At 74.1% G+C, this 26,233-nt stretch carries 21 protein-coding genes; 13 read left to right on the top strand and 8 right to left on the bottom strand.

All coding sequences use genetic code 11. The features are described 5' to 3' along the window. Positions 1-4 precede the first annotated feature (4 nt). The gene (locus ACQP1P_RS28670; protein WP_433075148.1) at positions 5-538 is read left to right on the top strand and encodes a CGNR zinc finger domain-containing protein; all 534 of its coding nucleotides are present in this window, start codon (positions 5-7) and stop codon (positions 536-538) included. 20 nt (positions 539-558) lie between these two features. On the opposite strand, the gene ACQP1P_RS28665 is transcribed toward ACQP1P_RS28670, so the two are convergent. Both ACQP1P_RS28665 and ACQP1P_RS28660 read right to left on the bottom strand, forming a co-directional pair. Next, a complete protein-coding gene (locus ACQP1P_RS28665; protein ID WP_433075145.1) occupies positions 559-1,302 on the bottom strand; it encodes an SDR family NAD(P)-dependent oxidoreductase in 744 nt (247 codons plus the stop codon). A 171-nt stretch (positions 1,303-1,473) separates the two neighbouring features. Further along, positions 1,474-2,748, bottom strand: coding sequence for a serine hydrolase domain-containing protein (locus tag ACQP1P_RS28660; RefSeq protein WP_433075143.1), 1,275 nt, complete (start codon positions 2,746-2,748; stop codon positions 1,474-1,476). Between the two features lie 217 nt (positions 2,749-2,965). On the opposite strand from ACQP1P_RS28660, the gene ACQP1P_RS28655 reads away from it, so the two are divergent. From ACQP1P_RS28655 to ACQP1P_RS28630, 6 genes are read left to right on the top strand one after another with little or no spacing between them, the layout of a single operon-like run. Beyond that, positions 2,966-4,156, top strand: coding sequence for a glycosyltransferase (locus ACQP1P_RS28655; RefSeq protein ID WP_433075141.1), 1,191 nt, complete (start codon positions 2,966-2,968; stop codon positions 4,154-4,156). Next, positions 4,128-5,417 (top strand): aromatic ring-hydroxylating oxygenase subunit alpha, encoded by a 1,290-nt coding sequence (locus ACQP1P_RS28650; protein WP_433075138.1) that lies wholly within the window; start codon positions 4,128-4,130, stop codon positions 5,415-5,417. The genes ACQP1P_RS28655 and ACQP1P_RS28650 overlap by 29 nt, the downstream gene beginning before the upstream one ends. Beyond that, positions 5,414-5,926: an aromatic-ring-hydroxylating dioxygenase subunit beta gene (locus ACQP1P_RS28645; protein WP_433075135.1), complete on the top strand. Its 513-nt coding sequence runs from the start codon at positions 5,414-5,416 to the stop codon at positions 5,924-5,926. The genes ACQP1P_RS28650 and ACQP1P_RS28645 overlap by 4 nt, the downstream gene beginning before the upstream one ends. Before the next feature lie 7 nt (positions 5,927-5,933). Continuing rightward, the gene (locus tag ACQP1P_RS28640; RefSeq protein WP_433075132.1) at positions 5,934-7,142 is read left to right on the top strand and encodes an MFS transporter; all 1,209 of its coding nucleotides are present in this window, start codon (positions 5,934-5,936) and stop codon (positions 7,140-7,142) included. Between the two features lie 3 nt (positions 7,143-7,145). Further along, positions 7,146-7,538, top strand: a complete 393-nt coding sequence (locus ACQP1P_RS28635) for a carboxymuconolactone decarboxylase family protein (RefSeq protein ID WP_433075129.1) — start codon at positions 7,146-7,148, stop codon at positions 7,536-7,538. Further along, complete coding sequence (locus tag ACQP1P_RS28630; RefSeq protein WP_433075127.1) at positions 7,528-8,064, top strand: hypothetical protein; 537 nt, start codon at positions 7,528-7,530, stop codon at positions 8,062-8,064. The genes ACQP1P_RS28635 and ACQP1P_RS28630 overlap by 11 nt, the downstream gene beginning before the upstream one ends. On the opposite strand, the gene ACQP1P_RS28625 is transcribed toward ACQP1P_RS28630, so the two are convergent. Next, positions 8,007-8,660, bottom strand: a complete 654-nt coding sequence (locus ACQP1P_RS28625; protein WP_433075124.1) for a flavodoxin family protein — start codon at positions 8,658-8,660, stop codon at positions 8,007-8,009. The two genes, ACQP1P_RS28630 and ACQP1P_RS28625, sit on opposite strands and share 58 nt — an antisense overlap. Before the next feature lie 288 nt (positions 8,661-8,948). On the opposite strand from ACQP1P_RS28625, the gene ACQP1P_RS28620 reads away from it, so the two are divergent. Further along, positions 8,949-9,722, top strand: coding sequence for a hypothetical protein (locus ACQP1P_RS28620; protein WP_433075121.1), 774 nt, complete (start codon positions 8,949-8,951; stop codon positions 9,720-9,722). A 244-nt stretch (positions 9,723-9,966) separates the two neighbouring features. On the opposite strand, the gene ACQP1P_RS28615 is transcribed toward ACQP1P_RS28620, so the two are convergent. Then, positions 9,967-14,847: an NB-ARC domain-containing protein gene (locus ACQP1P_RS28615; RefSeq protein WP_433075119.1), complete on the bottom strand. Its 4,881-nt coding sequence runs from the start codon at positions 14,845-14,847 to the stop codon at positions 9,967-9,969. Positions 14,848-15,238: 391 nt separating this feature from the next. Then, on the bottom strand, positions 15,239-17,020 hold the full coding sequence (gene asnB / locus ACQP1P_RS28610) for an asparagine synthase (glutamine-hydrolyzing) (protein WP_433075116.1): 1,782 nt from the start codon (positions 17,018-17,020) through the stop codon (positions 15,239-15,241). A 111-nt stretch (positions 17,021-17,131) separates the two neighbouring features. Here asnB and ACQP1P_RS28605 point away from each other — a divergent pair, with 111 nt between their 5' ends. The 3 genes from ACQP1P_RS28605 to ACQP1P_RS28595 all read left to right on the top strand — a co-directional run bounded on the left by ACQP1P_RS28605 (position 17,132) and on the right by ACQP1P_RS28595 (position 20,486). Next, positions 17,132-17,482, top strand: a complete 351-nt coding sequence (locus ACQP1P_RS28605) for a molybdopterin oxidoreductase (RefSeq protein WP_433075113.1) — start codon at positions 17,132-17,134, stop codon at positions 17,480-17,482. 266 nt (positions 17,483-17,748) lie between these two features. Continuing rightward, positions 17,749-20,163 carry a nitrite reductase large subunit NirB gene (gene nirB, locus ACQP1P_RS28600; protein WP_433075110.1) on the top strand — a complete coding sequence of 805 codons (2,415 nt, stop codon included), beginning with the start codon at positions 17,749-17,751 and terminating at the stop codon, positions 20,161-20,163. Then, positions 20,160-20,486, top strand: a complete 327-nt coding sequence (locus ACQP1P_RS28595; protein ID WP_433075107.1) for a Rieske (2Fe-2S) protein — start codon at positions 20,160-20,162, stop codon at positions 20,484-20,486. The genes nirB and ACQP1P_RS28595 overlap by 4 nt, the downstream gene beginning before the upstream one ends. Before the next feature lie 4 nt (positions 20,487-20,490). Here ACQP1P_RS28595 and ACQP1P_RS28590 read toward each other — a convergent pair whose 3' ends face one another. After that, positions 20,491-23,088, bottom strand: a complete 2,598-nt coding sequence (locus ACQP1P_RS28590) for an ATP-binding protein (protein ID WP_433075104.1) — start codon at positions 23,086-23,088, stop codon at positions 20,491-20,493. Between the two features lie 46 nt (positions 23,089-23,134). Further along, positions 23,135-23,479, bottom strand: a complete 345-nt coding sequence (locus tag ACQP1P_RS28585; protein WP_433075101.1) for a hypothetical protein — start codon at positions 23,477-23,479, stop codon at positions 23,135-23,137. A gap of 119 nt (positions 23,480-23,598) precedes the next feature. Here ACQP1P_RS28585 and ACQP1P_RS28580 point away from each other — a divergent pair, with 119 nt between their 5' ends. After that, positions 23,599-23,742: a hypothetical protein gene (locus tag ACQP1P_RS28580; RefSeq protein WP_433075098.1), complete on the top strand. Its 144-nt coding sequence runs from the start codon at positions 23,599-23,601 to the stop codon at positions 23,740-23,742. 132 nt (positions 23,743-23,874) lie between these two features. Here the strand turns inward: ACQP1P_RS28580 and ACQP1P_RS28575 are convergent, their stop codons facing one another. Beyond that, positions 23,875-25,485: an amidohydrolase gene (locus tag ACQP1P_RS28575; RefSeq protein ID WP_433075095.1), complete on the bottom strand. Its 1,611-nt coding sequence runs from the start codon at positions 25,483-25,485 to the stop codon at positions 23,875-23,877. A 28-nt stretch (positions 25,486-25,513) separates the two neighbouring features. Here ACQP1P_RS28575 and ACQP1P_RS28570 point away from each other — a divergent pair, with 28 nt between their 5' ends. After that, on the top strand, positions 25,514-26,194 hold the full coding sequence (locus tag ACQP1P_RS28570; RefSeq protein ID WP_433075093.1) for a response regulator: 681 nt from the start codon (positions 25,514-25,516) through the stop codon (positions 26,192-26,194). The last annotated feature ends 39 nt before the right edge of the window (positions 26,195-26,233 follow it).

Raw genomic sequence — 26,233 nt, 5'->3', positions numbered from 1 at the left:
TGACGTGAGCTTCGTGTTCGTGAGCGGCGACCTGGCCCTGGACTTCGCCGCGACCCGCAAGTGGCGCCGCCGCCCGGCCCCGGACGAGCTGCTGGTGACCGGGGCCGACGTGGCCCGCTGGTCCGTCGAGGCGGGCGTGCTGACCAGCCCGCCGCGCGTCGGCCCCGAGGACCTGCGCGACCTGCTCGCCCTGCGCGAGTCCGTCTACCGGCTGCTGCACCCGGACGCGGCGGCCCCCCGCCCGTCCGACGTGCGCGTGCTGAACCGGGCCGCGGCCCATCCCGGCCCCCGCCCGTCCCTGACCTCGGACGGCGTGCGCCGCACCGGCGACGCGTCCGCGCTGGCCGCCGCGATCGCGGGCGCGGCCCTGACCCTGCTGGAGACCCGCCCGCCGATCCGCGAGTGTGCGGGCGAGGAGTGCACCCGCCTGTTCGTGGACCGCTCGCGCGCGGGGAACCGCACCTGGTGCGGGATGCAGGAGTGCGGCAACCGCGTGAAGGCCGCGTCCTACCGCGCCCGCCGCGCCACGAACGCCTAGCGTCCCGGCGCCCCCGGACGCTAGGCGGGCAGTTCCACGCCGCTCAGCCGGGCGCACGCGGCGAGCAGCCCGTCCTGGTAGTGCACGTCCCGCGCCGCGGCGTTGGGCTCGAGGTCCTGGCGGCGCTTGAAATACCGCCCGGTGACGAGCGCGTCGCCCTCCCCGGTGGCCAGCCACACCTGCGTCTCGGCGCCCTCGGGCAGGTCGTCGGTCGCATTGGGGCCGCCGAGCTTCGTGCGGATCCAGCCGGGGTCGACGGCGTTGGAGTAGACGTCCGGCCACCGCCGGGCGACCGCGAACGCGAGGGCCACGTCGTGCAGCTTGGAGTCGCTGTATGCCTGCATCCCGTGCCAGGGCTTGCGCTCGTACTGCAGGTCGTCGAGGTCGGCCACGCCCACGGACTCGAGGCCGCTGGTGAGGTACACGATGCGCCGAGGACGGGGCATGAGCGCGGTGAGCACGTAGGGCGCGAGCACGTTGACCTGGAAGATGCGCTCGATCCCGTCGCCGGTCTCGCGGCGCTCGTCCTGCCCGCCGATCCCGGCGTTGTGGATCACGACGTCGAACGCGCCGGCCGCCCGGCCCATCGCGCGGGTCTGCTCCAGGTCGGCGAGGTCGCCGACGAGCACCTCGGGCGAACCGTCGAGCGCCGCGGCTCGTTGCTCGCTGCGGGCGTGGAAGACCACGTCGTGGCCGAGCTCTTGCAGGGTGCGGGCCGTCTGCAGCCCGATGCCGTCCGTCGAACCGGTGACCAGAATTCTCATCAGGTCGACATCGTAGCGGGCCCGAGGACGCGCACGCCGCGCGCCACGAGCTCGCCGTGGCGCGCGTCGAGCCACGGCAGCTCCGCCCTCGCCACGTGGGCGGCCGCGTCGAGGCGCCCGACGCCGCGCAAAGCCCGGTCCGCCGGCCGACAGTACGGTCGGTTCCGGGCCTCACGCTCGCGTGGCGCGCACGCGTGGATAGGCGGTCGGGCCGAAGGAGACGTTGTCGCTGGGGTCGATGACGAGCTCGTCGCCCCGCAGCGCGCAGCGGTACGTCCGGATGAACGGTCCGTCCACGTGAGCTACCCGCAGCGTGAAGGCGTCGCCGTTCCAGGCGCCCGTCGCCGCCGTGGCGCCGTTGGGCACCCAGGCGTCGTGGGCGTACGGGTGCTCGTGGGTGCCGAAGGCGTCCTCGATGACGACCCGGCCCGGGGCGAGCGTCACCGCATGGATCGTCGGTGCGTGCTCGTGGCTCGGGCGCCAGTCGCCCGGGCGGTGCCGGCGCGGCTCGGTGACCACGAATCGTCCCTCCACATTCGACGGTCCACCCGGGACGGTCGGCAGCGCCAGGGGACCGGTCGCGCTCGGTGCCAGGTCGTCGAGCAGGTGCTCCCACACGAGGTCGAGCACCCGCTGCATCTGCGTCGTGCCGCCGGTCATCGCCAGCACCGCGTCGCGGTCGGGGATGACGACGCAGAACTGGCCGAACGCGCCGTCGCCGCGGAACGCGTTGTGGCGGCAGCGCCAGAACTGGAAGCCGTAGCCCTGGTTCCAGTCGGGCAGGTCGCCGCCGTCGTCGTTGTCGGCCTGCGCCCGGGTCGCCTGCTCGGCCCAGCCGGGCGGGAGGATGCCGTCGGGGTCGTGCAGGTACAGCTGCCCGAACCGCGCGACCTCGTGCGTCCTCGCGGACAGGCCCCACCCGGCGACGTCGCGGCCCTGGGGGCAGCGCTCCCACGTGACGGGCCCGAAGCCGAGCGGGTCGAACAGGCGCGGGCGCAGGTAGTCGACCAGCCGCTGCCGCGTGAGCCGCTGCACGATCGCGCCCAGAGCGTAGGTGGCGGCGGTGTTGTAGAGCCAGTGGGTGCCCGGCTCCCGCTCGACCGGCGTGGCGAGGAAACGTTCGAGCCAGTCCTCGCCGGACGGCTGCGGCTCGACCACGTGCCCGGTCGTCATCGTGAGCAGGTGCCGCACGAGCATGCGCGGGTCGCCGCGGCCGTCGCAGTACTTGGCCACCGGCTCGTCGATGTCGAGGAGCCCCTCGGCGACCGCGTACCCGGCCGCGGTGCTGGTGAAGCTCTTGCTGAGCGAGAACAGGCGGTGGGGCGTGTCGAGGGTGTACGGGTGCCAGGCGCCCTCGGCCACCACCTCGCCGCCGCGCCGGAACACCAGGCTGTGCAGCGCGTCGACGTCGCGCTCGACCGCGGCGATGAAGGACCGCACACTCATGCCGGGAGCCTAGCCGTCCAAACTGGACGCGGCCGGAGCGGCGTGCGGAGGGCGCGGCCGTAGCTGACAGTCGCGGGGCGTTGACATCGCGTGCGCGTCCCGGCACGCTTTGATGCTGACGAATGCGTAGAGCCGTCGTACGGGGGCGCTGCGCCCGTCCGTGCGCCGCCGTCTCGACTCGTTGCTGGCCGTCTTCTCGCGATGGATCGGAGATCTGATGCGCGTCGCCCTCCTCACCACGACTCAGCACGGTCACCTGAATCCGTACATTCCGGTGGTCAACGCGCTGCGAGCCGCCGGCAGCGAGGTCACCCTGCTGCTGCTGTCCGCGGACGGCGGCGCGCTCGACGAGCGGCGCCGCCGGGCCCTGGGCGGCACGCCGGTCCACGCGATCGGGCAGGTCGAGATGGCGCCGTGGAGCGGCGACCCGGCGAAGATCGGCCCGATGCTGCAGTCCTCGCCGGTGGCGGGCCTGACGGTCGAGGCCGTCCGTGCCGCGGCGCCGGACTTCGTGCTCGTCGACTCGCTGCCGGTCACGGCGTCGGCCATGGCCGGGGTTCAGGCCTCCGGCGTGCCGTACGGGATGATCTGGGCCAACCTGGGCGGGGTGTGCCCGCGCGAGCATCGGCGGGGTCGCTGGCCGTACGACGAGCAGGTCGGCGACTATCTGACCAGGCACGGGGTGCTGTGGTCGACGCGGACCCACTCGGCGCGCTCGCCGCTGCTCAACCTGATGCCGACGATTCCGGCCCTCGTCGGCGGCGACGCGGTCACCGACGACGGTGTGCAACTGGTCGGGCTGCCGGGGGCGGCGGGAACCCGTGGCGACGAGGTCGCCTTCCCAGGCCTGGAGCGGATCGACCCCGACCGTCCGCTGGTGTACGTCTCCTTCGGCACGATCTTCTACCGGCGACCGGACCTGCTGCGCACGGTGATCTGCGCAGCGGCGGCGACCGGTGCGCAGGTGATCGCCGCGGTGGGGGATCTCGCCGAGGAGCTCGCGCTGCCCGGCGACGTGCTCACCGCCCCGTACCTGCCGCAGCGTGAGGTGCTCGAGCGCGCCGACGTGTTCATCACCCACGGCGGGTACAACTCCGTGGCCGAGTCGATCCGGGCGGCGACGCCGATGCTGGTGATCCCGCTGGCGGTGGACCAGCCCATCCAGGCGTACTTCGTGAGCAGTGCGGGCTTCGGCATGGCGCTGGAGCCGGCCGACGCCACCGAGCGGGCGGTCGCCGACGCCGTCACCGATCTGCTCGATCCCGCCCGGGACTACCGGGCGCGGCTGCGGGCCGCGGGGCCGGAGTGCGGCGACTCCGCCGTGCGCACGGCCGAGCTGGTCCTCGGCACGGTCGAGACGCTACAGCGAAAGGGAAGCCGTGACGATCGAGCTGCAACGGCCCGTTGACGACCCGATCGTGGTCGAGGATCTCGAACGCCTCTCGTTCCGGGTGGACCGCCGGGCCTACACCGACGACGACGTGGCCGCGCGGGAGATGACCAGGATCTTCGACCGCTGCTGGCTGTACGTCGGGCACGAGTCGGAGGTGCCCGCCCCGGGCTCCTACGTGACGCGCGACGTCGGCGGGCGCCCGGTGGTCATGGCCCGCGGGTCCGACGGGGTGATCCGGGTGCTGGCCAACAGCTGCCCGCACCGCGGGGCGCTGATCTGCTCGCAGCCGGCCGGGCAGGCCAGATCGTTCCGGTGCCCGTACCACGACTGGACGTTCTCCAACCAGGGCGACCTGGTCGGGGTGCCGATCCCGGACGGGTACGGGGCGGGCTTCCGGAAGGCGGACTTCGGCCTGGCACGGCACCGCAGCGACAGCTACCGGGGCTTCGTGTTCGCCACCTTCGATCCCGAGCAGCCGCGCACCCTGACCGAGTACCTGGCGGGGGCGACGGAGTACCTGGATCTGATCGACGACCAGTCCGAGGCCGGGATGGAGGTGATCCAGGGCGCGCAGCTGCACGGGGCCCAGGCCAACTGGAAGCTCATGATGGAGAACAGCGTCGACATCTACCACTTCCGGGCGCTGCACAAGCGCTACGTCGGCTACATGGAGTCGCTGGGCTCGGTGCCACCGCGACGACGGGGCGGCTTCGGCCGCGCCCTCGGGCTGGGGCACGGAGCCAACGAGCTGCCGCCGGCGGCGGCCCGCCCGCTCGCCTACTGGACGCCGATGTTCGGCCCCGAGGTCCGGCCGCGGATCGAGGCGACGGCCGCACGGTTCGTCGACCGGTTCGGCCCCGAACGCGCCGAACGGATCACCGGCACCAACCGCGCGCTGCTGGTCTTCCCCAACCTGATGATCATTGACGCGATCGCGATCACCATCCGCAAGATCGACCCGGTGGGCGCCGGCCGGATGGCCATCACCTCGGTCGCACTGGCCCCCAGGGACGAGGACCCGGACATCCGGGAGCTGCGCAAGAGCCACTACCTGACGTTCCTCGGCCCCGCGGGCTTCGCCACCCCCGACGACATCGAGATCATCGAGTCGTGCCAGCGGGGCTACCGCAACCGCACGGTCCGCTACTCGGATCTGTCCCGCGGGATGAACAAGGCGGTCCCGGAGACGACCGACGAGCTGCCCGCCCGCGAGTTCTGGCGGCAGTGGGACCGGATGATGCACGGCGGCGACGGCCACCTCGAGGTCGCACGATGACCATCGAGCTGACGGTCGACGAGGCGGCCCGGGTCCGGCTGTGGCACCGGGTGAGCCAGTTCCTGTTCCGTGAGGCGCGGCTGCTGGACGAGTGGCGGCTGCTGGAGTGGTACGACGAGATGCTGACCGACGACGTCCGGTACTCGGTTCCGGCCACCGACGTCCGCGGCGGGACGGCCGACGCGCTCGGGCTCATCGACGACGACGCCGCCCGGCTGCGCCAGCGGATCGAGCAGCTCCTCAACGGCGAGGTGTGGTGCGAGAACCCTCGGTCGCGGACGAACCGGATGATCGGCAACGTGGAGATCCTGGCCGATCGGGGCACGCACCTCGATGTGGCGGCGAACTTCGTCGTGCACCGCTTCGGGCACGGGCGCTCCGACGCCTACGTCGGCAAGTGCCGGTTCGAGCTCGTCGTCGACGGTGAGTCGTTCCGGGTTCGGCGACGGGTCGTGGTCCTCGACCACGAGACGTTGTACGAGCACGGAAAGCTCAGCATCATCCTGTGACCGGGCAGTGACGACGGCCGTCCCCGGCAGCGCCGCACCCGTTGCCGCCGCCCAGCCGGGTCTTCCCCGTGAGGTGTACGTCCTCAGCGTCGTCGGTGGCTGCGTCATGCTGGGCCTGGGCCTGGTGCTGCCGGTGTTGCCGGCCTACGCGGCGACGTTCGGGGCCGGGCCGGCGCGGATCGGGGCACTGGTCTCCCTGTTCGCGTTGATGCGCCTGGCCACGAGTCCGTTCTGCGGCCGGCTCGCGGTGCGGTTCGGGGAGCGGCGGGTCCTGGTCGCCGGCCTGCTGGTGTGCGCGGTCTCCTCGGCCCTGACGGCGTTCGCCGGCTCCTACTGGCAGCTGCTCGTGTTCCGCAGCCTCGGCGGCGCCGGCTCGGTGCTGTTCTCGGTGTCCGCGCTGGCGACCCTCCTGGCGATCGCGCCGGCCGGTCAGCGGGGCCGGGCCAGCGCCGTGTTCGAGGCGGGCTTCCTGCTCGGCGGGGTCTGCGGACCGGCACTCGGCGGGCTGCTCGCGCTCATCGCCCTGTCCGCGCCGTTCCTGGTGTACGCCGCGCTGCTGCTGGCCGCCGCGGCGCTGAGCCTGGCGGTGCTCCGGACCGGCCGGGCCGCCGGCGCGGAGCCCGGCCGTGACGTGGTCCGGCTCCCGGTCCTGCTGCGGGACTGGCGCTATCTGGTCGCCTGCCTCGCGGCGCTGGCGCAGGGATGGGTCCTGTTCGGGCTGCGCAGCGCGCTGGTCCCCATCGTGGTCGTGGCATGGCGGCACGACGTGACGTGGGTCGGGTGGGCGTTCACGATCTCCGCCGTCGTGCAGACGCTGCTGATCATGCCGGCCGGCCGGGTGGTCGACCGGGCCGGCCGCCGGTCCGCCATGATCGCCGGGACCGGCGTGGCCGCGGCGGCGATCACCGCCCTGGTGTTCGTGGACGGCTACGCCTGGCTCGTCGTCCTGCTCAGTGTGTACGCGGCGGGATCGGCGCTGCTCAACGCCGCACCGGCCGCGCTGGTCGGTGACGTCGTCGCCGGCCGGGCCGGCAGCGGCGTCGCCGTCTTCTCGATGTGCACCGATGCCGGCGCCGTCGCCGGGCCGGTCGTCGTCGGGCTCATCGCCGAACGCGCGAGTGTGCCGGCCGCCTTCGGCAGTGGCGCCGCGCTGCTGGTCGCCGCCTTCGCGGCGTCGTGGACGTTGACAACTGCTCGGCCAACACGAAGGAGCTGATCGATGATGGAGCCGTCTGCCCGGCACGAGCGGGGGGAGGCCATGTTCCGGCAGGTCTTCGGCCGCGAACCGCGCCCGGGCTCCTACCCGGAGTTCCTGGGGATCACCGTCGACCACCTGTTCGGCGAGATCTGGACCCGCCCGCACCTGAGCGTCGAGGAGCGCGAACTGGTCGCGCTGAGCGCGGTCACGCTGGCGCGGACCGACTGGGAGCTGCGCGGCCACATCGGTGCCGCCCTGCACCTGGGAATGTCGCGGGAGAAGATCGTCGAGGTCATCATCCAGCTCGCCTACTACGGTGGCTGGCCGGTCGCCAACAACGGGCTGCGCGTCGCCCAGGAGGTCTTCGCCGAGCTCGACAGCGCCGCCGGGAGGGATGGGGGCCATGACCGGTGAGCCGTCGCCGCTCGACCCGGCCGCCAAGGTCGACCTGTGGCGTCAGCGGTTCTTCGAGGCCCAGGCGGCCGCGGAGGAGTTCATCCTGGGCGAGCACGGCGACGAAGGGCTGGCCGCGTGGATCCAGGCGAACTCGCGCATCACCGCGGAGCTGCTGCGGGCGCAACGGCCCGCCGGGGTGTCCGCCACGGATCACTTCATGACGCGGCTGCGGCATCAGCTGCTGCTGTACGACTCGGCCGTGACCAGCGAGCCCCAGCCCTCGGGCGCCGTGCTGCGCAACGCCGACTGCGGGATCCTCCGGTACCGCAAACGGGCGGCCCGCGCCGGCGTCGTGCTGACATTCTCCTCACCGTGCCCGTACTGCCAGGAGCTCAACACCGCCATCGCCGCCCGCTACGTGGAGCCGGAGGTCACGGTGTCGTGCGAGCAGGCGGGCGACGGGTGCACCTGGCGCGCGGAGTCCCCTCAGGACCCGGAGGCGGACGGGGCCGGGTCGCCGCATCTCGGGCGGGCCGGCGACTGAACCAGCGGCAGGGCCGTGCGGTGGCCGTCCGGGCGGCTGTTGCCGAGCGCCATGCCGAGTTGCCGGCCGACGGCCACGCACATGTCCAGCGCCGCGGTGCGGGTCAGGTCCTGGTGCTCGTGCTGGGTGAAGCACGCCGACGCCACGTTGCGGTTCCGCAGGCGCAGGTACCACGGGAAGAGCGAGCCCAGCGCCGGCTCGGTCAGCATCGTGCGCGAATGCACGATCGTGCCCACCAGCAGGTTGCCGAACGGGCGCTGCCCCGCGTTCATGAAGCTCTTCAGGCGCTCCTGGAAGATCTTCAGGATCGCGGGGACGTTTCCCGCGTACACCGGCATGGCGAGCAGCATCGCCTGCGCGCCCTCGCCCAGGCCGACCACGTGCTCGAAGTCGTCGTCGAGCGTGCACCGGCCCACCTCGGGATCGAGGCAGGTGTCCTCGCCCTCGCACATCGCGATGCGATGGTCGATGAGCCGGATTCGCTGGATCTCCGCGTCGCCGACCTCCCGGACGACGCCGGTGACGGCCGCCTCGAGCAGCGCGTCGGTCAGCGACGGGAGACGCTTCTGGGTGCAGGACAACGCCACGATCTTCACGCGAGGAGCCTCCCTGTCCGCTCGGTGCGCCTCAACCTACCGGCAATCGAGCCTCGCCGATACGCCTCGCCGATACGCCTCGCCGATACGCCTCACCGATACGCCCGGCTGCCGCCGCCCGGCCGGCCGCGCGGCGGCGCGTGAGCGATCCGGGCGCGCGCACGGCTCGGCCTGGTGGTGCCCGGGCCACCTCCTCATTCGGCGCGCAAATACGAAATTTCGGACACATCGGATTCGTCGGTTCCGTAAGGTCGGGCGTGACAGGCCCCGATCGGAGGGAGACGAGCGGTGAATCGCACGAAGGGGGCGGCGCTGCTGCTCCTCGGCGCCCTGGCCCTGACCGGCTGTTCCGAGCACGCGAACGCGCGGACGGCGGTGCGCCTGACCGGCATCGCCCGTCTCGCCGCGGCATCCTCGGTCGCGCCCGTGATGGTGGCGCCCGGTGCCCCGAGCGCCGGTGGCCCGAGCGCCGGTGCCCCGAGCACCGGTGTGCTGAGCGCGACCGACGACCTGCGCGCGGCCCTGCTCACCGACGCCGACATCCCCGGCGGCGGCTTCACCCCCGTGGCCGTGGCGAGCAGCCACAACGGCAAGGTGAGCATCGGCGGCGGCAGTTTCCCCGGCTGCCCGGCCCTGGAGCCGATGACGACCGACGAGACCGTGTCGGCCGCGGTGACCTACGCGCGGGGCGCGATGGGGCCGTACCTCACTCACGCCGTCGTCCGCTTCCCGGCCGGCCAGGCCACCGGCGCCATCCAGGCGCTGCCGAGCACGGTCGAGGGCTGCAAGAGCTTCGAGCAGCAGCTCGCCGGCATCAACGTGAGGTTCACGCTGTCGGCGACCCAGCCCCCGGCCGGTCTCGGCGAGGAGTCCGTGGGGCTGCGCATGACCGGCAGCACGGACATCGGCATCTCGGTGACCGCCGACATCGTGGCCGCCCGCCGCGGCGACTACGTGATCTGGCTCAACGACACCAGCATCGGCACCGACTCCTCGGGCCTGGCCGGAAACCTGGCCCCGGCCGCGGCCAAGCGCTGCGCCGGGACCCTGCCGGGCTGCTGATCGCGCTCACCCCGCCCCAGCGGTGGGAGCGGGCCATGAGAGCGCTCGAACCCGTCGATGTCCGGCAGCCGCGCGTCGAGCACCACGGGGCGGAACCGGCAGACGTAGAGGTCGGCTCCGCCCACGGGCTGCTGATCGCGCTCACCGCGCGGGGCGGAACCGGCAGGCGTAGAGGTCGGCTCCGCCGCTTGGGCCGCCCGCGAGGACAACCACACCGGCCCCGCCACGGGCTGCTGCTTCGCGCTCACCCCGCGGGGCGGAACCGGCAGACGTAGAGGTCGGCTCCGCCCACGGCGCACAACTGCGGGTACGGCTCGGTGTCGAGCCAGCAGCAGGCGCTCAGCGGCTGCTCGACCCGCAGCCCGCTCACGCACTCGCCGGTGAGCACGTCCCAGATGCGGATGGTGCTGTCGGCGCTGCACGTCAGCGCCCAGCGGCCGTCCACGCTGATGTCGCAGCCCGTGACCGGGCCGAGGTGGCCGACCAGCTGCACCAGCGGCGTGAACGTCGTGGTCTCCCAGACCAGCACCGTGCCGTCCGCGCTGCTGGTCAGCAGCAGGGTCCCGCCGGGGCTGACGGCGCAGTCGAGCACGGAGGCCCCGTGCCCGGTCAGCACGTGCCGCTCCTCGCCCGTCCTCGGGTCCCAGATGCGCGCGGTCCGGTCCCCGCTGACGGTGGCGATCCACCGGCCGCTGGCGGTGAAGGCGCACGCGTTGATCGGGCCCCGGTGCCCGAACAGGCGGCGCACCTGTGAGCGGTCCGAGACGCGCCAGAGGATGGTCGTGTGATCGGCGCTGCCGGTGGCCGCGAACCGGCCGTCGGCGCTCACCGCCGTCGCGGTGACGCGGCTGCTGTGGCCGGCCAGCCCGGAGGCGAGCCGCAGCCCGTGCGCCTGCCACAGCCGCGCCTTTCGGTCCTCGCCGCCGCTGAGCACGATCGAGCCGTCCGCCGACACCGCGCACGAGTGCAGGGCGCTCGGCCCGGACTCGCGGTTGATCAGCTGCTCGGCGGTCTCGGTGTTCCACATCCGCAGGGTCCGGTCCGAGCCGGCCGTGACGATCCACGCGCCGTCCGGCCCGCTGGCGCAGTCGCGGATGGTGCCCACGTGGCCGAGCGAGTGCTCGCCCGCGCCCACGTTGCTGACATCCCAGATCCGGACGGTGTGGTCCTGGCTCGCGGTCGCGACCCGCAGCCCGTCGGGGCTGAACCGGCACGAGTACGCCGCGACGCTGTGCGCCTCCAGGGCCCGCTCGATGACGCCGGTCCGCGCGTTCCACAGGACCATCCGGCCGTCGTCGCCGACCGCGCACAGCCGCAGGTCGACGCTGACGTCACACGCGTTGATCCGGCCGATCGGCCCGGAGTACGTGCGCTGGTACTCGCCCGTCTTCAGGTCGTAGCAGCGGACCTTGTGGTCGGCGCCGGCGGTGAACAGCCACCGCCCGGCGGCCGAGATCGCGCACGAGCTCACCCAGCCCTGGTGGTGGCTCAGGACGTGCATCCGCTTGCCGCGCTCGACGTTCCAGATCCGGGCCGTCCCGTCGCTCGAGGCCGTCACCAGCAGGGCGGCGTCGGGGGAGAACACGCAGTCGTTGACGGTGGCGTCGTGGCCCTTCAGCGTGTGGCGGAGCCGGCCGCCGGGAAGGCTGTAGACGAGCGTGACCCCGTCGGCGCAGCCGACCGCGAGCAGCTCGTCGTCCGCCGACACCGCGCAGGTGACGGCGCCGTGATGCTTGACGTTCAGCTGCAGCACCGGCTCGGCGGTGTCGGCGGACCACACCCGCACGGCCCCGCTGTCGAACGCGGCGACGATGAGCGCGCCGGACGGGGAGACGCGGCAGCAGGAGGCCCGCTCCCCGGCGTTGGGCAGCGTCCTGGTCCGCAGCATGGTCCCCAGGTCCCACACGGCGACGGAGCCCATGCTGTCCGACGACACCAGCGTCGTGCCCGACGGCGAGAACCCGCAGCTGAGCACGCCGCGGGTGTGCCCGGCGAGCACGACGTGGGAGCGGCTCGACTTGACCTTCCACACGCGCGCCGCGCGGTCCTCGCCGACGCTGATCACCGAGCCGCCGTCGGCCGTGATCACGCAGCTGCTCACCGCGGCGCGATGCCCGCGCAGCAGCTCCTCGGCGTGCCCGGTCTCCACGTCGGTGATCTGGATCAGGCCGTTGGCGTCGCCGGTGAGGAACCACGTGTCGTCGGGGCTGATCGCGCAGGTGTTGATGGTGCTGACGTGGTGCGTCGCGATCTCCTTGCCGGTGCCGCCGGTCAGGTCCCACATGCTGACCGTCCCCTCGGACGATCCGGTCAGCAGCCATGAGCAGTCGTTGGCGATCGCCAGCGTCGCGCCGCGCCGCCCCACCGTCGCGCTGAACCGGGAGGTCGCCGGGAACACGTTGAAGACGTGCCGCAGCTCCCAGGTCTGCGCGTCCCACAGCCGGACCCGGCCGTCCGCGCAGGCCGTGGCCACCCAGCGGCCGTCGGAGGAGACGACGGCGAGGTACACCTCGTCCTCGTGGTCGGTCAGCGTCGCCAGGCACTCGCCGGTCGCGACGTCCCAGACGCGCGCCCGCGAGTCCGCCGCCGTGACGAGCCAGCTCATGTCCGGGGCGATGGCGACGCTCGTGACGCGCCGGAACGAGGCGGTCAGCTGCTGCAGCGGCACTCCGGTGCCGGCGTCGCGGACGATGACGTCGCCGTCGTCGGTGCCGGTCACGCACCAGCGCCCGTTGGGCGCGATGGCGCAGCACGGCACGACGCCGCGCTGCGTCGCCGTCCACAGGGCCTCGCCGGTCCGCGTCGACCAGAGCTTCGCCGTGCCGTCGGCGCTCGCCGTCACCAGCAGCGCGCCGTCGAAGCTCGCCGCCACGTCGAGCACGGCGGCGTCGTGCCCGACGAGGGCATGGAGGAGCTGGCCGGTGGACATGTCAAAGAGCCGTACGACGGAGTCCGAGGCGAGCACCCCGAACCAGGCCAGGCTCGGGTCCGCGAAGCACCGCGAGACGACGTCGGCCTGGATCTGGATCGTGCGCGCGAGCGCGGGATGGGGCTCGTCCGGCAGGGGCCAGCTCGGCAGGGTCAGCGGCTCGACCCGGTCCTCCTGGTAGGCCGCGACGAAGCTGCGCAGGTCGGAGTACACGGCCATCCGGCTCAGCAGCGTCGACACGAGGGCGCTGCGCGGCTCCACGTCGACGAGCAGGTGCGTGTTGCGGCTCACGCACAGGCGCATGGTCTCCACGGTCCGGTCGCCGGAGTCGGTGAGGTCCGACTCGAGGGCGACGGGGCCCCGGTGCTCGAGCTTGGCCATGACGTACCGCAGGTCGCACAGCACCGAGACGGCGAGCTGCGGCAGTCCGGCCTCACGCATGTGGTAGATGAGCTGGTCCCACAGGTAGCGGTTCGCGGCCGGAATCAGCCACCAGCCGGTCTCGCCCGAGACCGGGTCGGGCGGGATCTCGCGCCAGGCGCCCTCCAGCAGCAACCGGTTCATGTGCGTGAGCCGCGCACCGGCGCGCTGGCGCAGATAGGTCCGGATCACGTCGTGCAGCCGCAGCGCGGATCGGTCCTCGCGGCCGGGCAGCGCCAGGGAGAGGTCGACGAGCCGGGCCGAGACGAGGTCGACGTCGAAGTCGGCCAGCCCGCCGGTCGCCTTCCAGAACGTCACGAGCGTGGCCCGGGTGATGTCGACGTCCTCGGGGAAGACCGCCAGCTCGAGGTAGCGATCGAGGTACTCCGCCGACAGGCCGGACAGGCTGACCTCGAGCGTCGCGGCGACCGCCTCGGCCCGGCGGCGCGGGTTCGTGAGATCGAGCGAGGTCGGGCCGCGGTCGCGGATGCGCCGGGCGGTCACGTCGGCCGCCTCGGCCGGCGATCGGCCGCCGCGGATCAGGCTCCTGATGGTGGCGTTGACCAGGCCCATCAGCACGGGCCACTGGCCGGTCACGGCGAGCAGGTCGTCGAGGAGCAGGTGCGGGATGCTGCCGACGCCGGCCTGCAGCATCTCGCGGGCCTCGGCGTTGCGCATCGCGTCGACCACGATGGTGCGCGCGTTGTCCGGCAGGACCGCGTGGATCCTCGTCGTGACGAGCCGCGAGCAGTTGGGCCCGCCGAACATGAACGGCGTGAGCTGGGTGGCCTGCCAGACGTCGTCGATCACCAGGAGCCGGCGCTCGTCGGCCAGCAGCTGCCCGAGCCGGAAGCCCGCCTGCTCCGGATCCGTGAGCGCCGGCCGGACGCCGCTCAGCGCCTCGCTGAGGTCGTTGATCTTCGCGGAGAGCTCGACGCCGGTGGCGCTCTCGCCGATGGTGATCCACAGGATGCCGCCCGGGAACATCCGCTGCGCGGCCGGCGACCGGCACACCTCCTCGGCCGTCGTCGTCTTGCCGAAGCCGCCCGCGCCCTGCAGCGCGGTGGTCAGGCCGACGGTGCCGGGACCCTGCTGCTCCAGCAGGTCGATCACGCTGTTGAGCAGCTCGATGCGCTCGACCACGTGCCCGCTGCGCGGGCGGACCATGTACGGGGCGGCGGCCGCCGGACCGGACGCGACCGGCCGTTCGAGGGAGTGCTCCAGCAGGCCGCGCAGGACATCGACGCTGATCATGTAGACGTCGGTGGCGGTGTCTTCGGCCCCGGCCGCCTGCACGACGCCGACCACCTGCCCGGTCCCCGGGTCCCACGCGGGGCCGCCGCTGAAGCCGCGGCGGACCCGGAACGTGCCGGCGGTCGGCTGGTCGACCTGCAGGCGGCTCCGGTCGGTGCTGCCCATGATCTGGCCGCCGACGTGCCCCTCGTTCGCGCGCCCGGGCGTGGGCCCCCACATGCGCACGGGCCCCGCGGCGCTGGCCGCGGCGAGGGGCAGCGGGGCGACACCGCCCGGCAGGCCCCCGACGACCTCGATCAGCGCGAGGTCGAAGAGGTCGAAGGTGCCGCCGCCCGGCAGCCAGCCGACGACCTTGGCGATGCGCTGCGCCGGGGCGCCGGCCTCGTCGGCGAACGGGAACGTGACGACCACGTCGGCGGAGTCCGGCCGGTCGGCCTCCCGGGCCGGGCGGCCCAGCACGGCGTTGATCACGTGTGCGCACGTGACGAGATGGACGTCGCCGACCGGAAACGCCAGCCCCACCGGACCGTTCTTGCCCAGCACGCGGGCAATCGACCACTCTGGTCCCGTCGGCGTCACCAAGGACCTCCCGCCCTAGTCGCCACGTCTCAGTGATACCGCACACGACTTTGCCGGCACAGCGCGCGAACGGACCCCTGGGGTCGGCCGATGGGACGGGGCCGATTCCACCGAAAATCATCGATTCCGCATCGGATGCCCGGCCGCACTACCGGGCCCGGCCGAGCCGGCCGCACTACCGGGCCCGGCCGAGGACGAGCGGCGGGTCAGAGGGCGAGGGTGACGGGAAGTCGGCGCGGCCAGAGGTCCAGGCCGGGGACGAGCGGCGGGTCAAAGGGTGAGGGTGACGGGAAGTCGGCGCGGCCAGAGGTCCGGGCCGGGGACGAGCGGCGGGTCAGAGGGTGAGGGTGACGGGAAGGCGGCGCAGCCAGAGGTCCAGGCCGAGGACGAGCTCCAGGGCCCGCCGGCCCGCGTCGTGGCCGGGCGGGGCGATGGGCGCCACGACCAGGTGCCAGGCGCGCGCCCGGTCGAGCAGCGGCAGCACCGGGCTGGCCGAGTCCTCGAGCACATGCATGAGCTGGGCCCGCAGCGCGAGCTCGTACGCCGGGTCCGACACCGTCGGGTAGGGGCTCTTGCGGCGCCGGGGCGCGAACCGGGGCAGGGCCGCGCGCAGGAGGCTCTTCTCGCGGCCGTCGGCGGTGTGCAGCGACCACGGGACGTTGTGCGCGTACTCGACCAGCCGGTGGTCGCAGAACGGCACGCGTACCTCGACCCCGCACGCGGCGCTCATCCGGTCGGTGCGGTCCAGCAGGATCGGCAGGAGCCGGGTCAGCTGGAGGTGCCGCACCTCCCGCATGCGCCGCTCCGCCGCCGGCTCGTCGTCCACGTGGTCCACTTCGGACAGTGCGTCGCGGTAGGCGGCGTCGCGGTACTCGACGAGGTCCAGCACGGCGCTCAGGCCGGGATCGAGCACGTCCGCCGGCGGCCCGCCGGGGTCGGCGCGGACCAGGTAGGGCGGGACGAGCCAGGGGAACGTGCCGGCGTCGCGCGCCCGCTCGTCGTGGCACCACGGGTAGCCGCCGAACAGCTCGTCCGCGCCCTCGCCGGACAGGGCCACGGTCGAGTGCCCGGCGATGTCGCGGAACAGCAGGTACAGCGACGTGTGGAAGTCTCCGAGACCGGTCGGGAACTCCAGAGCGGCGAGCGCCTCGGCCCGGGGGAGGGGGTCGGCGATGGCCGCGGCGTCCAGGAGCACCGTCTCGTGGCGGGTGCCGAGCGCGGCGGCGGCCGCGCGGGCGGGCGGGCCGTCGGCGGAGCCCGGCACCTCGACGGCGACCGTGCGCAGCGGGTCCGCCCCGGCGCGTTCGAGCTCCCGCGCGGCCAGACCGGCGACCACGGTGGAGTCGAGGCCGCCGGACAGCAGCGCGCACAGCGGGACGGCCGTGCGCAGATTCGCGCGTACCGCCTGCTCGACCAGATCCCGCACGTTGTCCACAGTGGACTTCGGTCCGTCGGTGTGCTCGGCCGCGCCCAGGCGCCAGTACCGCCGCGCGCACACCCCGTCGCGGTCGACCCGCACGAGCTCGCCGGGGCGGACCTCGCGCAGGTCGGCGTACACCGCGTGCCCGGGCGTCCGCACGCTCGCGAGCAGCTCGCGCAGCCCGTCGAGCCCGACCCGCAGCCGGCCCAGCGGGTGCGCGGCGATGCCCTTGGGCTCCGACGCGAACAGCACACCCCCGGGGACGGGCTGGTAGTACAGCGGCTTGACCCCGAGCCGGTCGCGGACCAGCAGCAGGCACTCGCGCCGCTCGTCCCACACCGCGAGCGCGAACATTCCCTCGAGGTGCCCGGCGAAGTCCTCGCCCCAGCGCAGGTAGGCGCGCAGGACCTCCTCGGTGTCGGTGCGCGGGCCGGCGGGGCTGTGCACGAACCCGCTGTACGTGACCGCCGCCAGCACCCGCCCGTCGCGCACGGCCAGCATCGGCTGCGCCCCGGTTCCGGGGTCGAGCACCGACAGCCGCCGGTGCCCGAGCCCGGCGTGCCGCCCGAGCCACACCCCTTCGCCGTCCGGCCCGCGCAGCGCCATGGTGGCCGTCATGGCGCGCAGCGTCGGCCGGTGTGCGCGAACGTCATGGTCGAAGTCGACCCACCCGACGATTCCGCACTCCCTCAGCACAGCACATCCGCGGCCCTCTCGGAGGCGTATCCGCCGTTGTGAGCAGACCGGGCAGGGTGCGGTAACAAGGGGGCGACGGACCGGCAACACCGGATGGCGAGCATGGGCGCCATGCGCAGCACTCCTCGCTTCCTGCAAGGCGTCTACACCTTCGAGGGCAAGGGTCTGGACGCGCCGTCGCCGCTCGACCCGGCACTCGCCTACGTGGTGCCGGACGGGGCCGTCACGCAGCCGGTGTACCTGCGCGCCGGCAACGCGGCCGCCGAGCTCGTGTGCCTCGTGCTCATGCGGGACGGGCACCCGATGCGGTATTTCCCGGTCGGCGCGAAGGCGGACACCCACGTGGCCCTGCGGGTCGCGGAGGACCTCGAGCCCGGCTCCGGCATCGAGCTGCACGCGGCCGCGCCCGCCGGGGTCTGCGCGACCGTCGTCGTGGACCTCGGGCTGGTGGAGGTGTCATGAGCGGTCCGGAGCGAAGCGGAGGGGCCGCTCATCAGGAGCACAGCCCGGAGCTCGTGCGACCGGAGCGAAGCGGAGGTCGCGTGAGCGGTCCGGAGCGAAGCGGAGGGGCCGCTCATCAGGAGCACAGCCCGGAGCTCGTGCGACCGGAGCGAAGCGGAGGTCGCGTGAGCGGTCCGGAGCGAAGCGGAGGGGCCGCTCATCAGGAGCACAGCCCGGAGCTCGTGCGACCGGAGCGAAGCGGAGGTCGCACGAGCAGGCTGAGGCTGGTGGTCATCGGCAACGGGATGGCCGGCGCGCGGACCGTCGAGGAGATCCTCCGGCGCGGCGGCGCGGAGCTGTTCGACATCACGATGTTCGGGGCGGAGCCCTACGGCAACTACAACCGCATCCTGCTGTCCAACGTGCTCAGCGGCGCCGAGGACGAGGCCGGGATCTTCCTCAACGACCTGGAGTGGTACCGGGAGCACGGCATCGAGCTGCGCACCGGCGTCCGCGTGACCCGCATCGACCGCTTCGCCCGCGTGGTGCTCGCCGAGGACGGGACCGAGCGGGCGTACGACAGGCTGGTCATCGCCACCGGCAGCAGCGCCCACGTGCCCGCGATTCCCGGCATCCGGCAGCCGGGCCGCGGCTACCACCAGGGCGTCTTCGCGTTCCGCACGCTGGACGACACCCGCGCCATGATCCGCTATGCGCGGCAGCACGAGCGCGCGGTCGTCATCGGCGGCGGGCTGCTCGGCCTCGAGGCGGCGCGGGGCCTGCAGGCGCACCTGCCGCACGTGACGCTCGTGCACTCCGGCGGCCACCTCATGCACGCCCAGCTCGACGCGCAGGGCGGGGAGATCCTGCGCCGCAGCGTCGAGGCGCTCGGCATCGAGGTCGTCACCGGCGCCCGCACGACCGAGATCCTCGGCCGCGACGCGGTCACCGGCGTCCGGCTGCGCGACGGGCGGGACATCCCGTGCGACGTGGTGGTGGTCGCGGCCGGCATCCGCCCCAACGCGGACCTCGCCGCCGCGAGCGGGCTCGTGGTCGAGCGCGGGATCGTCGTCGACGACCGGATGCGCGCCCTCGACGAGCCCGACATCTACGCCGTCGGCGAGTGCGTGCAGCACCGCGGCGAGACCTACGGCCTCGTGGCGCCGCTGTGGGAGCAGGCCCGCGTCCTCGCCGACCAGATCACCGGGTCCGACCCGGCCGCCGAGTACCACGGCACCCGCACCGCCACCAGGCTCAAGGTGGCCGGTGTCGACGTGGCCTCGATGGGCCTGCGCGAGGGCGAGCGCGACGACGACGAGACGGTGGTGTTCGCCGAGCCGCGCCGCGGCGTCTACCGCAGCGTCGTGATCCGCGACGGCCGGCTCGTGGGCGCGACCCTCGTCGGCGACGTGCGCAAGGCGGCCTCCCTGACGCGGGCGTACCACGAGGGCCTGCCCCTGCCGCCCGAGCGCGCCGAGCTGCTGTTCGACCTCGGCCCGGCCCCGGACGACGTGGCCGGGCTCCCCGACGACCTGCAGGTGTGCAACTGCAACGGGGTCACCAAGCGCGCGCTGGGCGACGCCGTCTCCTCGGGCGCCCGGTCGGTCGGCGCCGCGATGGAGACCACCCGCGCCGGCAAGGGCTGCGGCTCGTGCAAGACGCTGGTGGCCCAGATCGTCGAGTGGGCCGCGGGCGGCGCGGCGGAGGAGGATCCGTCGGCGTCGTGGTACGTGCCGGGCGTACCGATGGACAAGGCATCGCTGATGGCGGCGATCCGTGCGCGGGGGCTGCGGTCGGTGTCGGCCGTGTTCGCGGCGCTCGCGCCCGGCGGGGCCGAGGACGCCCGGAGCAAGATGGGGCTCGCCTCGCTGCTGCGCATGATGTGGGGCGCGGACTACGTCGACGAGCGCGACGCGCGGTTCATCAACGACCGCGTGCACGCCAACATCCAGCGCGACGGCACCTTCTCGGTCGTGCCGCAGCTCAAGGGCGGCGTCACCACCCCCGCCCAGCTGCGGCGCATCGCCGAGGTCGCGGAGCAGTACGAGGTGCCGATGGTCAAGCTGACCGGCGGGCAGCGCATCGACCTGCTGGGGGTGCGCAAGGAGGACCTCCCGGCGATGTGGGAGGACCTCGGGATGCCGTCGGGGTGGGCGTACGGCAAATCCTTCCGCACCGTGAAGACCTGTGTCGGCGCCGAGTTCTGCCGCTTCGGCCTCGGCGACTCCACGGCCCTCGGCATCGCGATCGAGGAGCGGTACCAGGGCATCGAGGGCCCGGGCAAGCTGAAGCTCGCGGTGACCGGCTGCCCGCGCAACTGCGCCGAGGCCTACGTCAAGGACCTCGGCGTGGTCGCCGTCGAGGGCGGCCGCTGGGAGATCTACGTCGGCGGCGCGGCCGGCGCGCACGTGCGCAAGGGCGACCTGCTCGCCACGGTGCCGGACCCCGCCGAGGTGCTCACCTTGACCGGGCGCTTCATCCAGTACTACCGGGAGAGCGCGAACTGGCTGGAGCGCACGTACGCGTGGGTCCCGCGGCTCGGCATCGACCACCTCCGCCTCGCGATCGTCGACGACGCCTTCGGCTGGGCCGAGCGCCTCGACGCCGCCATCGCCGCATCGGTCGCGGCCTACCGCGACCCGTGGCTCGAACGCCACGCGACGGCCACGCCCGGCCAGTTCGAGTCGGTGCGGCGGCCGTGATCGTGCGGACGGTGCTCGGCCCCCTGACGTCGATCCCGCCGGGCGAGGGCCGCGCCTACGACGTGGACGGCGAGCTGGTCGCGGTCTTCCACCTGCGCGACGGCTCGGTGCGCGCCGTGTCCGCGCTCTGCCCGCACCGGGGCGGCCCGCTGGCCGACGGCCTGACCGACCTGCGGCAGGTGGTGTGCCCCCTGCACCAGCACGCGTTCGACCTGGCGACGGGGTGTTCGACGACGGGCCAGCCGAGCCTGACCGTCTACCCCGCGACCGTCGACGCGCAGGGGCAGGTGGTCATCGACGTCCCCACCGGCGCCGGACGGTAGCGGATCAGGGGAGCCGCCCGGCGCCGCCCAGGTTGCGGCGGTGCGCGACCGCGACGGCCTGGGCGCGGCTGGTCACGCCGAGCTTGGCCAGCACCGCCGAGATGTGGTGGTCGACGGTCTTCGCCGACAGCGTGAGCCGGGCGGCGATCTCGGCGTTGGTCAGGCCCTCGATGAGCAGGCCGAGGACGTCGGCCTGGCGCGGGGTCAGGCCGGCGGCGTGTGCGGCGGTCGCCCGGCGGGGGCCGCGCGGCACCCGGGCGACGCCCCGCCGGCGCAGCTCGGCCCGCAGGCGGTCGGCGGGCTTCGCGGCGCCGAGGTCGTCGTAGAGGCGCAGCGCCTCGAGCGCGGCCGGCTCGTCCCCGGCGGCGAGCGCCTCGGCCCGCAGGTACGTCCCGCCGCGGCTCGCCCACTCCTCGGCGGCCGCGCGCCACTCGCCGTCGATCATCAGGCGGTACGGGCGGGCGATGCTCTCCGGCAGCGGGCCGGTCCCGCCGGCGCGCCGGTAGCGGTAGGCGAGCCGGCCGGTGACGAAGGGCTGGCCGTCGACGGTCGCGGCGAGCTCCAGCCCGCGCAGCGCCTCCCGCTGGGCCCGCCGCGGGTCGCCGGCCCACAGGAAGTACTCCGAGCGGCCGTCGGCGACCGGTGCGACGAACTGCACGGCGTTGACGCGCAACGCCTCCCGCAGCCCGGCGTCGAGCGTCGCCGGCGCGTCGCGGTGCCCGCGGGCGGCGAGGATGCGGCCCTTCACGGCCAGCGGCAGCACGGCGTTGATGCCGGCCCCGCCGCAGCGGGCGATGATCTCGTCGGCGTCGGTGAGCGCGTCGTCCCACTCGGCGCGCTCCAGCCGGAGCCGGGACCGGACGCCCAGGACGTAGAGTGCCCAGCCGTCGAGGTTGTGCGTGGCCGCGTACGCGCCGACCGCCTCGGTGGCCGCCACCGCGTCGCTGTACCGCGCCAGCTCGTCGGCGAGGACGCCGGCGATGTTGCCCAGCGCCCGGGCGGCGTGCTCGGTGAGCCCGTGGGCGGCGGCGGTGCGGTGCGCGGTCTCCAGGGCCTCCCGCGCGCCGGGGGCGCCGAGGGCGAGCCGGGCCGTCTCGACGCTGATCGTGGCCGACAGCGCGGTGTCGAGGTCGCCGAGCCGCTCGGCGACGGCGCGGGCGCGTTCGCCCCAGCCGACGGCCTCGTCGAGCTCGTACGTCAGGCAGGACAGCTGCGCGAGGTTGCCGTACGCCGTCGCGAGCTGCTGCTCCCCGCCCCGCTCGGCCGCCACGGTCACCGCCTGCCCGGCCGCCTGCCGCGACAGCTGCGCGTCGCCCGTCCACCAGGCCAGCCGGGAGATCCAGCGCAGGTTCTCCCCGATCAGGTCCGGCTGCCGCAGGGACTCGCGGAGGGCGAGCGCGGCGTGGCGGGCGCGCAGACCCTCGTCGTGCAGCCCGGCGAGGTAGGCCTGCCCCGCGTACTCCTCCAGCAGCGCGGCCCGATCGGGCGGGTCGAGCCGCGCGGCGTGTTCGACGGCGGCCCGGTAGTGCGCGGCGGCCTCGCGGTGCGCGCCCTGCCGCCCGGCGCCGGCCCCGGCGATCCGGCCGTACCGCAGCACCGCCCCGCCGTCGCCCGCGTTCACGGCGTGGTGCACCAGCCGGCCCGGGTCGACGCCCGCCACCCCGGCCAGCACCTCGAGCACCCGCCGATGCAGCGCCGCCCGCCGCGCCGGCGACAGCGCGTTTTCGACGGCGCCGCGCAGCAGCTCGTGCCGGAACGCCACACCGTCGCCGGACGGGACCAGCACCCCGCCCGCGATCGCCTCGTCGACCGGGTCGGGCGCGTCCGCGACGAGCGCCCCGTCGGCCCGGGTCGGGACCACGGACACCAGCTGCGCCAGCTCCCGGGCGGCCGCGGGCAGTGCTCGCATCCGATCCAGAATCAGATCCTGTACCGCCGCCGGCACCTCGGCCGCCCCGGTCTTGAGCAGCTCCGTGACGAGCAGGGGATTGCCTCCGGTGAGCCGGTGCACCACGACCGGATCGCGCCCGGCGCGGCGGGCCTGCTCGGCGACCGTCTCCGGCGACAGCGGGGCGAGCGCGATCCGATCGACGGCCCGGCTCGGCAGGGCGGCGAGCGCGCCGCGCAGCGGGTGCTCCGGGCCGAGTTCGTCGTCGCGGTACGTCAGCACCAGCAACGCCGCGACCCGGTCGACGCGCCGGCCGAGAAACATCAGCCAGTCCAGCGTCGCCTCGTCGGCCCAGTGCGCGTCCTCGACCACGACGACCGGCCGCGCCCGCTGCCGCGGCCCCGACAGCTCGTCGAGGAACGCGGCGAACACCTCGCCCGGGGCCGCGCCCGCGTCCAGCCGGGCGGCGAGGGCGCCGCCGGTCTGCCGGCCGATGTCCCGCAGCGGCCCGAGGACCCGCGGCGTGACCAGCCGGTCGCACGCGCCCCACAGGACTCGGGCGCGGCTGCCGCAGCGCCGGGCGAACTCGCCGACGACGGCGGACTTGCCGAGCCCGGCCTCGCCGGACACCAGCGCGACCCGCCCGCCGTCGCCGGCCCGGCGCAGCAGGTCATCGAGCCGGTCGAGGGCCGCGGACCGCTCCCACAGCTCCATCCGCCGATCGTACGATCCGGCCCGGGGCCGGCGGCGCGCCGACGGGTCAGATCCGCTTGCGCACGAGGGCGACCAGCCGCTTGGCCCGCTCCAGCTTGTCGTCGGCCTTGATGGAGCCGACCTGCGTCCACAGCACGTTCTTGCCGAGCTGGACGGTGAGCATGCCCAGGTCGTCGTCCCAGGAGGCCGTGCCGCCGAGGCCGGAGACGGCGACCTCGCCCTTCTGGGGCTGGAACACCTTGTTGTAGAACACGGTGATCTTCACCTCGTTGGTGCCGATCCCGGAGCCGGAGAGCCGGTACCAGCATCCGCCGACGGCCACGCTGAACGACAGCACGGGCTCGCCGACGATGTCGGAGACCTCCTCCTTGGTCGCGAACTTGCACTCCATCGGCGTGGTCGCCGCGGTGGTGGGGATAGCACCCCGGAGGCGACCGTCCGGCACCCGGTAAGGTCACGCGTCGGCCCGACGATGGTCGGCGACCGGAACCTTCGCGAACAGGAGTCGACGTGGTGCTGTCGGTAGCGGCCGGGCTGGTGCTCGCGCCTTGCGTGTGGTTGCTCGGCTCCCTCGCGGGTGTGGCCGCGCGCACAGTGGCCGGCGAGGCGCGCATCCACTACACCGTGCGCCGCTGGGCCCGCACCGGCATGTGACGCCTCGGCCCTCGCCGAGGCCGGCCAGCGCGCGGGGACCCGGGCGAGGCGATGTCTGGTCATGGCGGCATCGTGGACGACGGCCGGGCGGCGCCCGCGGTCTCGGACACGGCCGGACAGGATCGGACGACCTCAGCGTTCGTGGACCGGCGAGCCGTCCACGAAGACCAGGTCGGCCCGGGTGTCGTGCAGGGTGGTGCCCGGCGCGAACGGGTCGCGGTCCAGCACGACCAGGTCCGCCGCCTTGCCCGGCTCCAGGGTGCCGATCCGCGCGTCCAGATGGCTCACGTACGCCGAGCCGGCGGTGTAGGCCCGCAGCGCCTGCTCCAGCGTCAGGGCCTGCTCGGGCAGCATCGGCGTGCGGGCCATCGGCCAGGCGGACTCCGCCGAGCCCGGGGGTTCCGTCCGGTGTACCGCCACGTGCATCGCCGGCCACGGGTCGGGCGTGGACACGGGCCAGTCGCTGCCCGCCGCCAACCGGCCGCCCGCCCGTGCGATGGCCCCGAACGGGTACTGGTGCGCGACCCGCTCCGGGCCGAAGAACGGCACGCACAGGGTGTCGTTCTGCTCGTGGTGCGTGGCCCACAGGGACTGGATGTTCGCGGTCACGTCCAGCGCCGCGAAGCGGGGCACGTCCGCCGGGTCCACCACGTGCAGGTGGGCGATGTGGTGGCGCTGGGTGTTGCCGCCGGCCGCCACGGCGTCGAGGCACTCGCGGACGGCCCGGTCGCCGATGGCGTGGAAGTGCACCGCGAACCCCGCGGCGTCCAGCGCGTCCACATAGGACGACAGGAGGTCCGGGTCGACATTGGAAGTACCGCAGAAATCCTTGCCGACGTAGGGTTCGAGCATCGCGGCGGTGAAGTTCTCGGCCACGCCGTCCTGCATGATCTTCACGGTGCGGGTGACGAACCGGCCCTCGAGGCGGCGCCGGGCGCGGAAGTCCTCGAGCTGGTCGAGGCCGCGGTCGCGGTCCCACCACAGCGCGCCGGCGACCCGTGCGCGCAGCCGGCCCGAGTCGGCCGCGGACACGTAGGTGCCGAACTGGTCGCGGGAGCCCGCGTACGAGCCCACGATCGCGTCCTGCCAGCCGGTGACGCCCAGCGAGAAGAGGTACCGCTGCGCCTCCATGAGCGCGTGGTCGTAGTCGGCCGCGGTGTCCGGCGGCAGCAGCGGGGTCACGAGATCCATCGCGGCCTCGTGCAGCACGCCGGACGGGGAGCCGTCGGCCGAGCGCTCGATCCGGCCGTTGCGCGGGTCCGGGGTGGACGCGTCGATGCCCGCCGCGCGCAGGGCGGCCGAGTTGACCCACGCGGAGTGGTGGTCGCGGTTGGGCAGGAACACGGGGCGGTCGGCCACCACGGCGTCGAGGTCCGCGCCCACCGGCAGCCCGCCCGGGAACGCCGACATCGACCAGCCGCCGCCGGTGATCCAGGCGCGGTCGGGGTGCGACGCGGCGTACGCGGCCACGGCGTCCAAATAGCCCGCCCGGTCGTGCAGGTGGGACAGGTCACAGCGCAGCCGCTCGAGGGCGCCCTGCACCGGGTGCACGTGGGCGTCGTGCAGGCCGGGGATGAGCAGGCGGCCCGCGAGGTCGACGAGCTCGTGCGCGCCCGGCACCGCCGCGCGCACGTCCGCGAGATCCCCGACGGCGACGATGCGGTCACCGGCGGTGGCCAGCGCCTGCGGCCGGGACCCGTCGCCGGTCCAGATCGGCCCGCCCGTGAACACCATCGCATCCATGAGGCGAGAGGATACTAAGGTCGCGGGCATGATTCGGGTGCTGCTCGCCGACGACCACCAGCTCGTGCGCACGGGCTTTCGGGTCATCCTCGAGACGGAGGACGACCTGAGCGTGGTCGGGGAGGCGGCCGACGGGCGGCAGGCCGTCGAGCTGGCCCGCAGCACCCCCGCCGACGTGCTGCTCATGGACGTCGAGATGCCCGGCGTCGACGGGCTCGCCGCGACCCGGGAGATCACCGCGGCCGGGCCGGCGCCGGCCGTGCTCATGCTCACCACGTTCGACCGTGACGACTATCTCTTCGCCGCGCTCGAGGCCGGGGCCAGCGGGTTCCTGCTCAAGAACGGCACCCCCGAGGCGCTCATCGACGCGGTGCGGATCGTCGCGCGCGGGGACGCGCTGCTCGCGCCGGAGCTGACGCGGCGGGTCATCGCGGCGTTCGCGCGCCCCGGGCGGCGGCCCGCGGGCGGCGCCGCCGTGCGGCTGGAGGAGCTGACGCCGCGCGAGCGCGAGGTGCTGGTCGAGCTGGCCGGGGGCGCCACGAACGCCGAGATCGCCGCGCGCCTGCTCCTGGGCGAGGCCACCGTGAAGACGCACGTGAGCCGGGTCCTGACGAAGCTGCGGCTGCGGGACCGCACCGCCGCCGTCGTCTTCGCCTACGAGCACGGCGTGGTGACGCCGGGTCCGTCGCGCGACGGACCCCGGGGGTAATTCGCCAGCCGGATTCGCCGGGGTCGCGCGGCGCCTACG

The organism is Dactylosporangium sp. CA-052675 (assembly GCF_050947935.1).
In the GTDB taxonomy this organism is placed as follows: Bacteria; Actinomycetota; Actinomycetes; order Mycobacteriales; family Micromonosporaceae; genus Dactylosporangium.
This window is presented reverse-complemented; position numbering and strand designations above follow the sequence as displayed.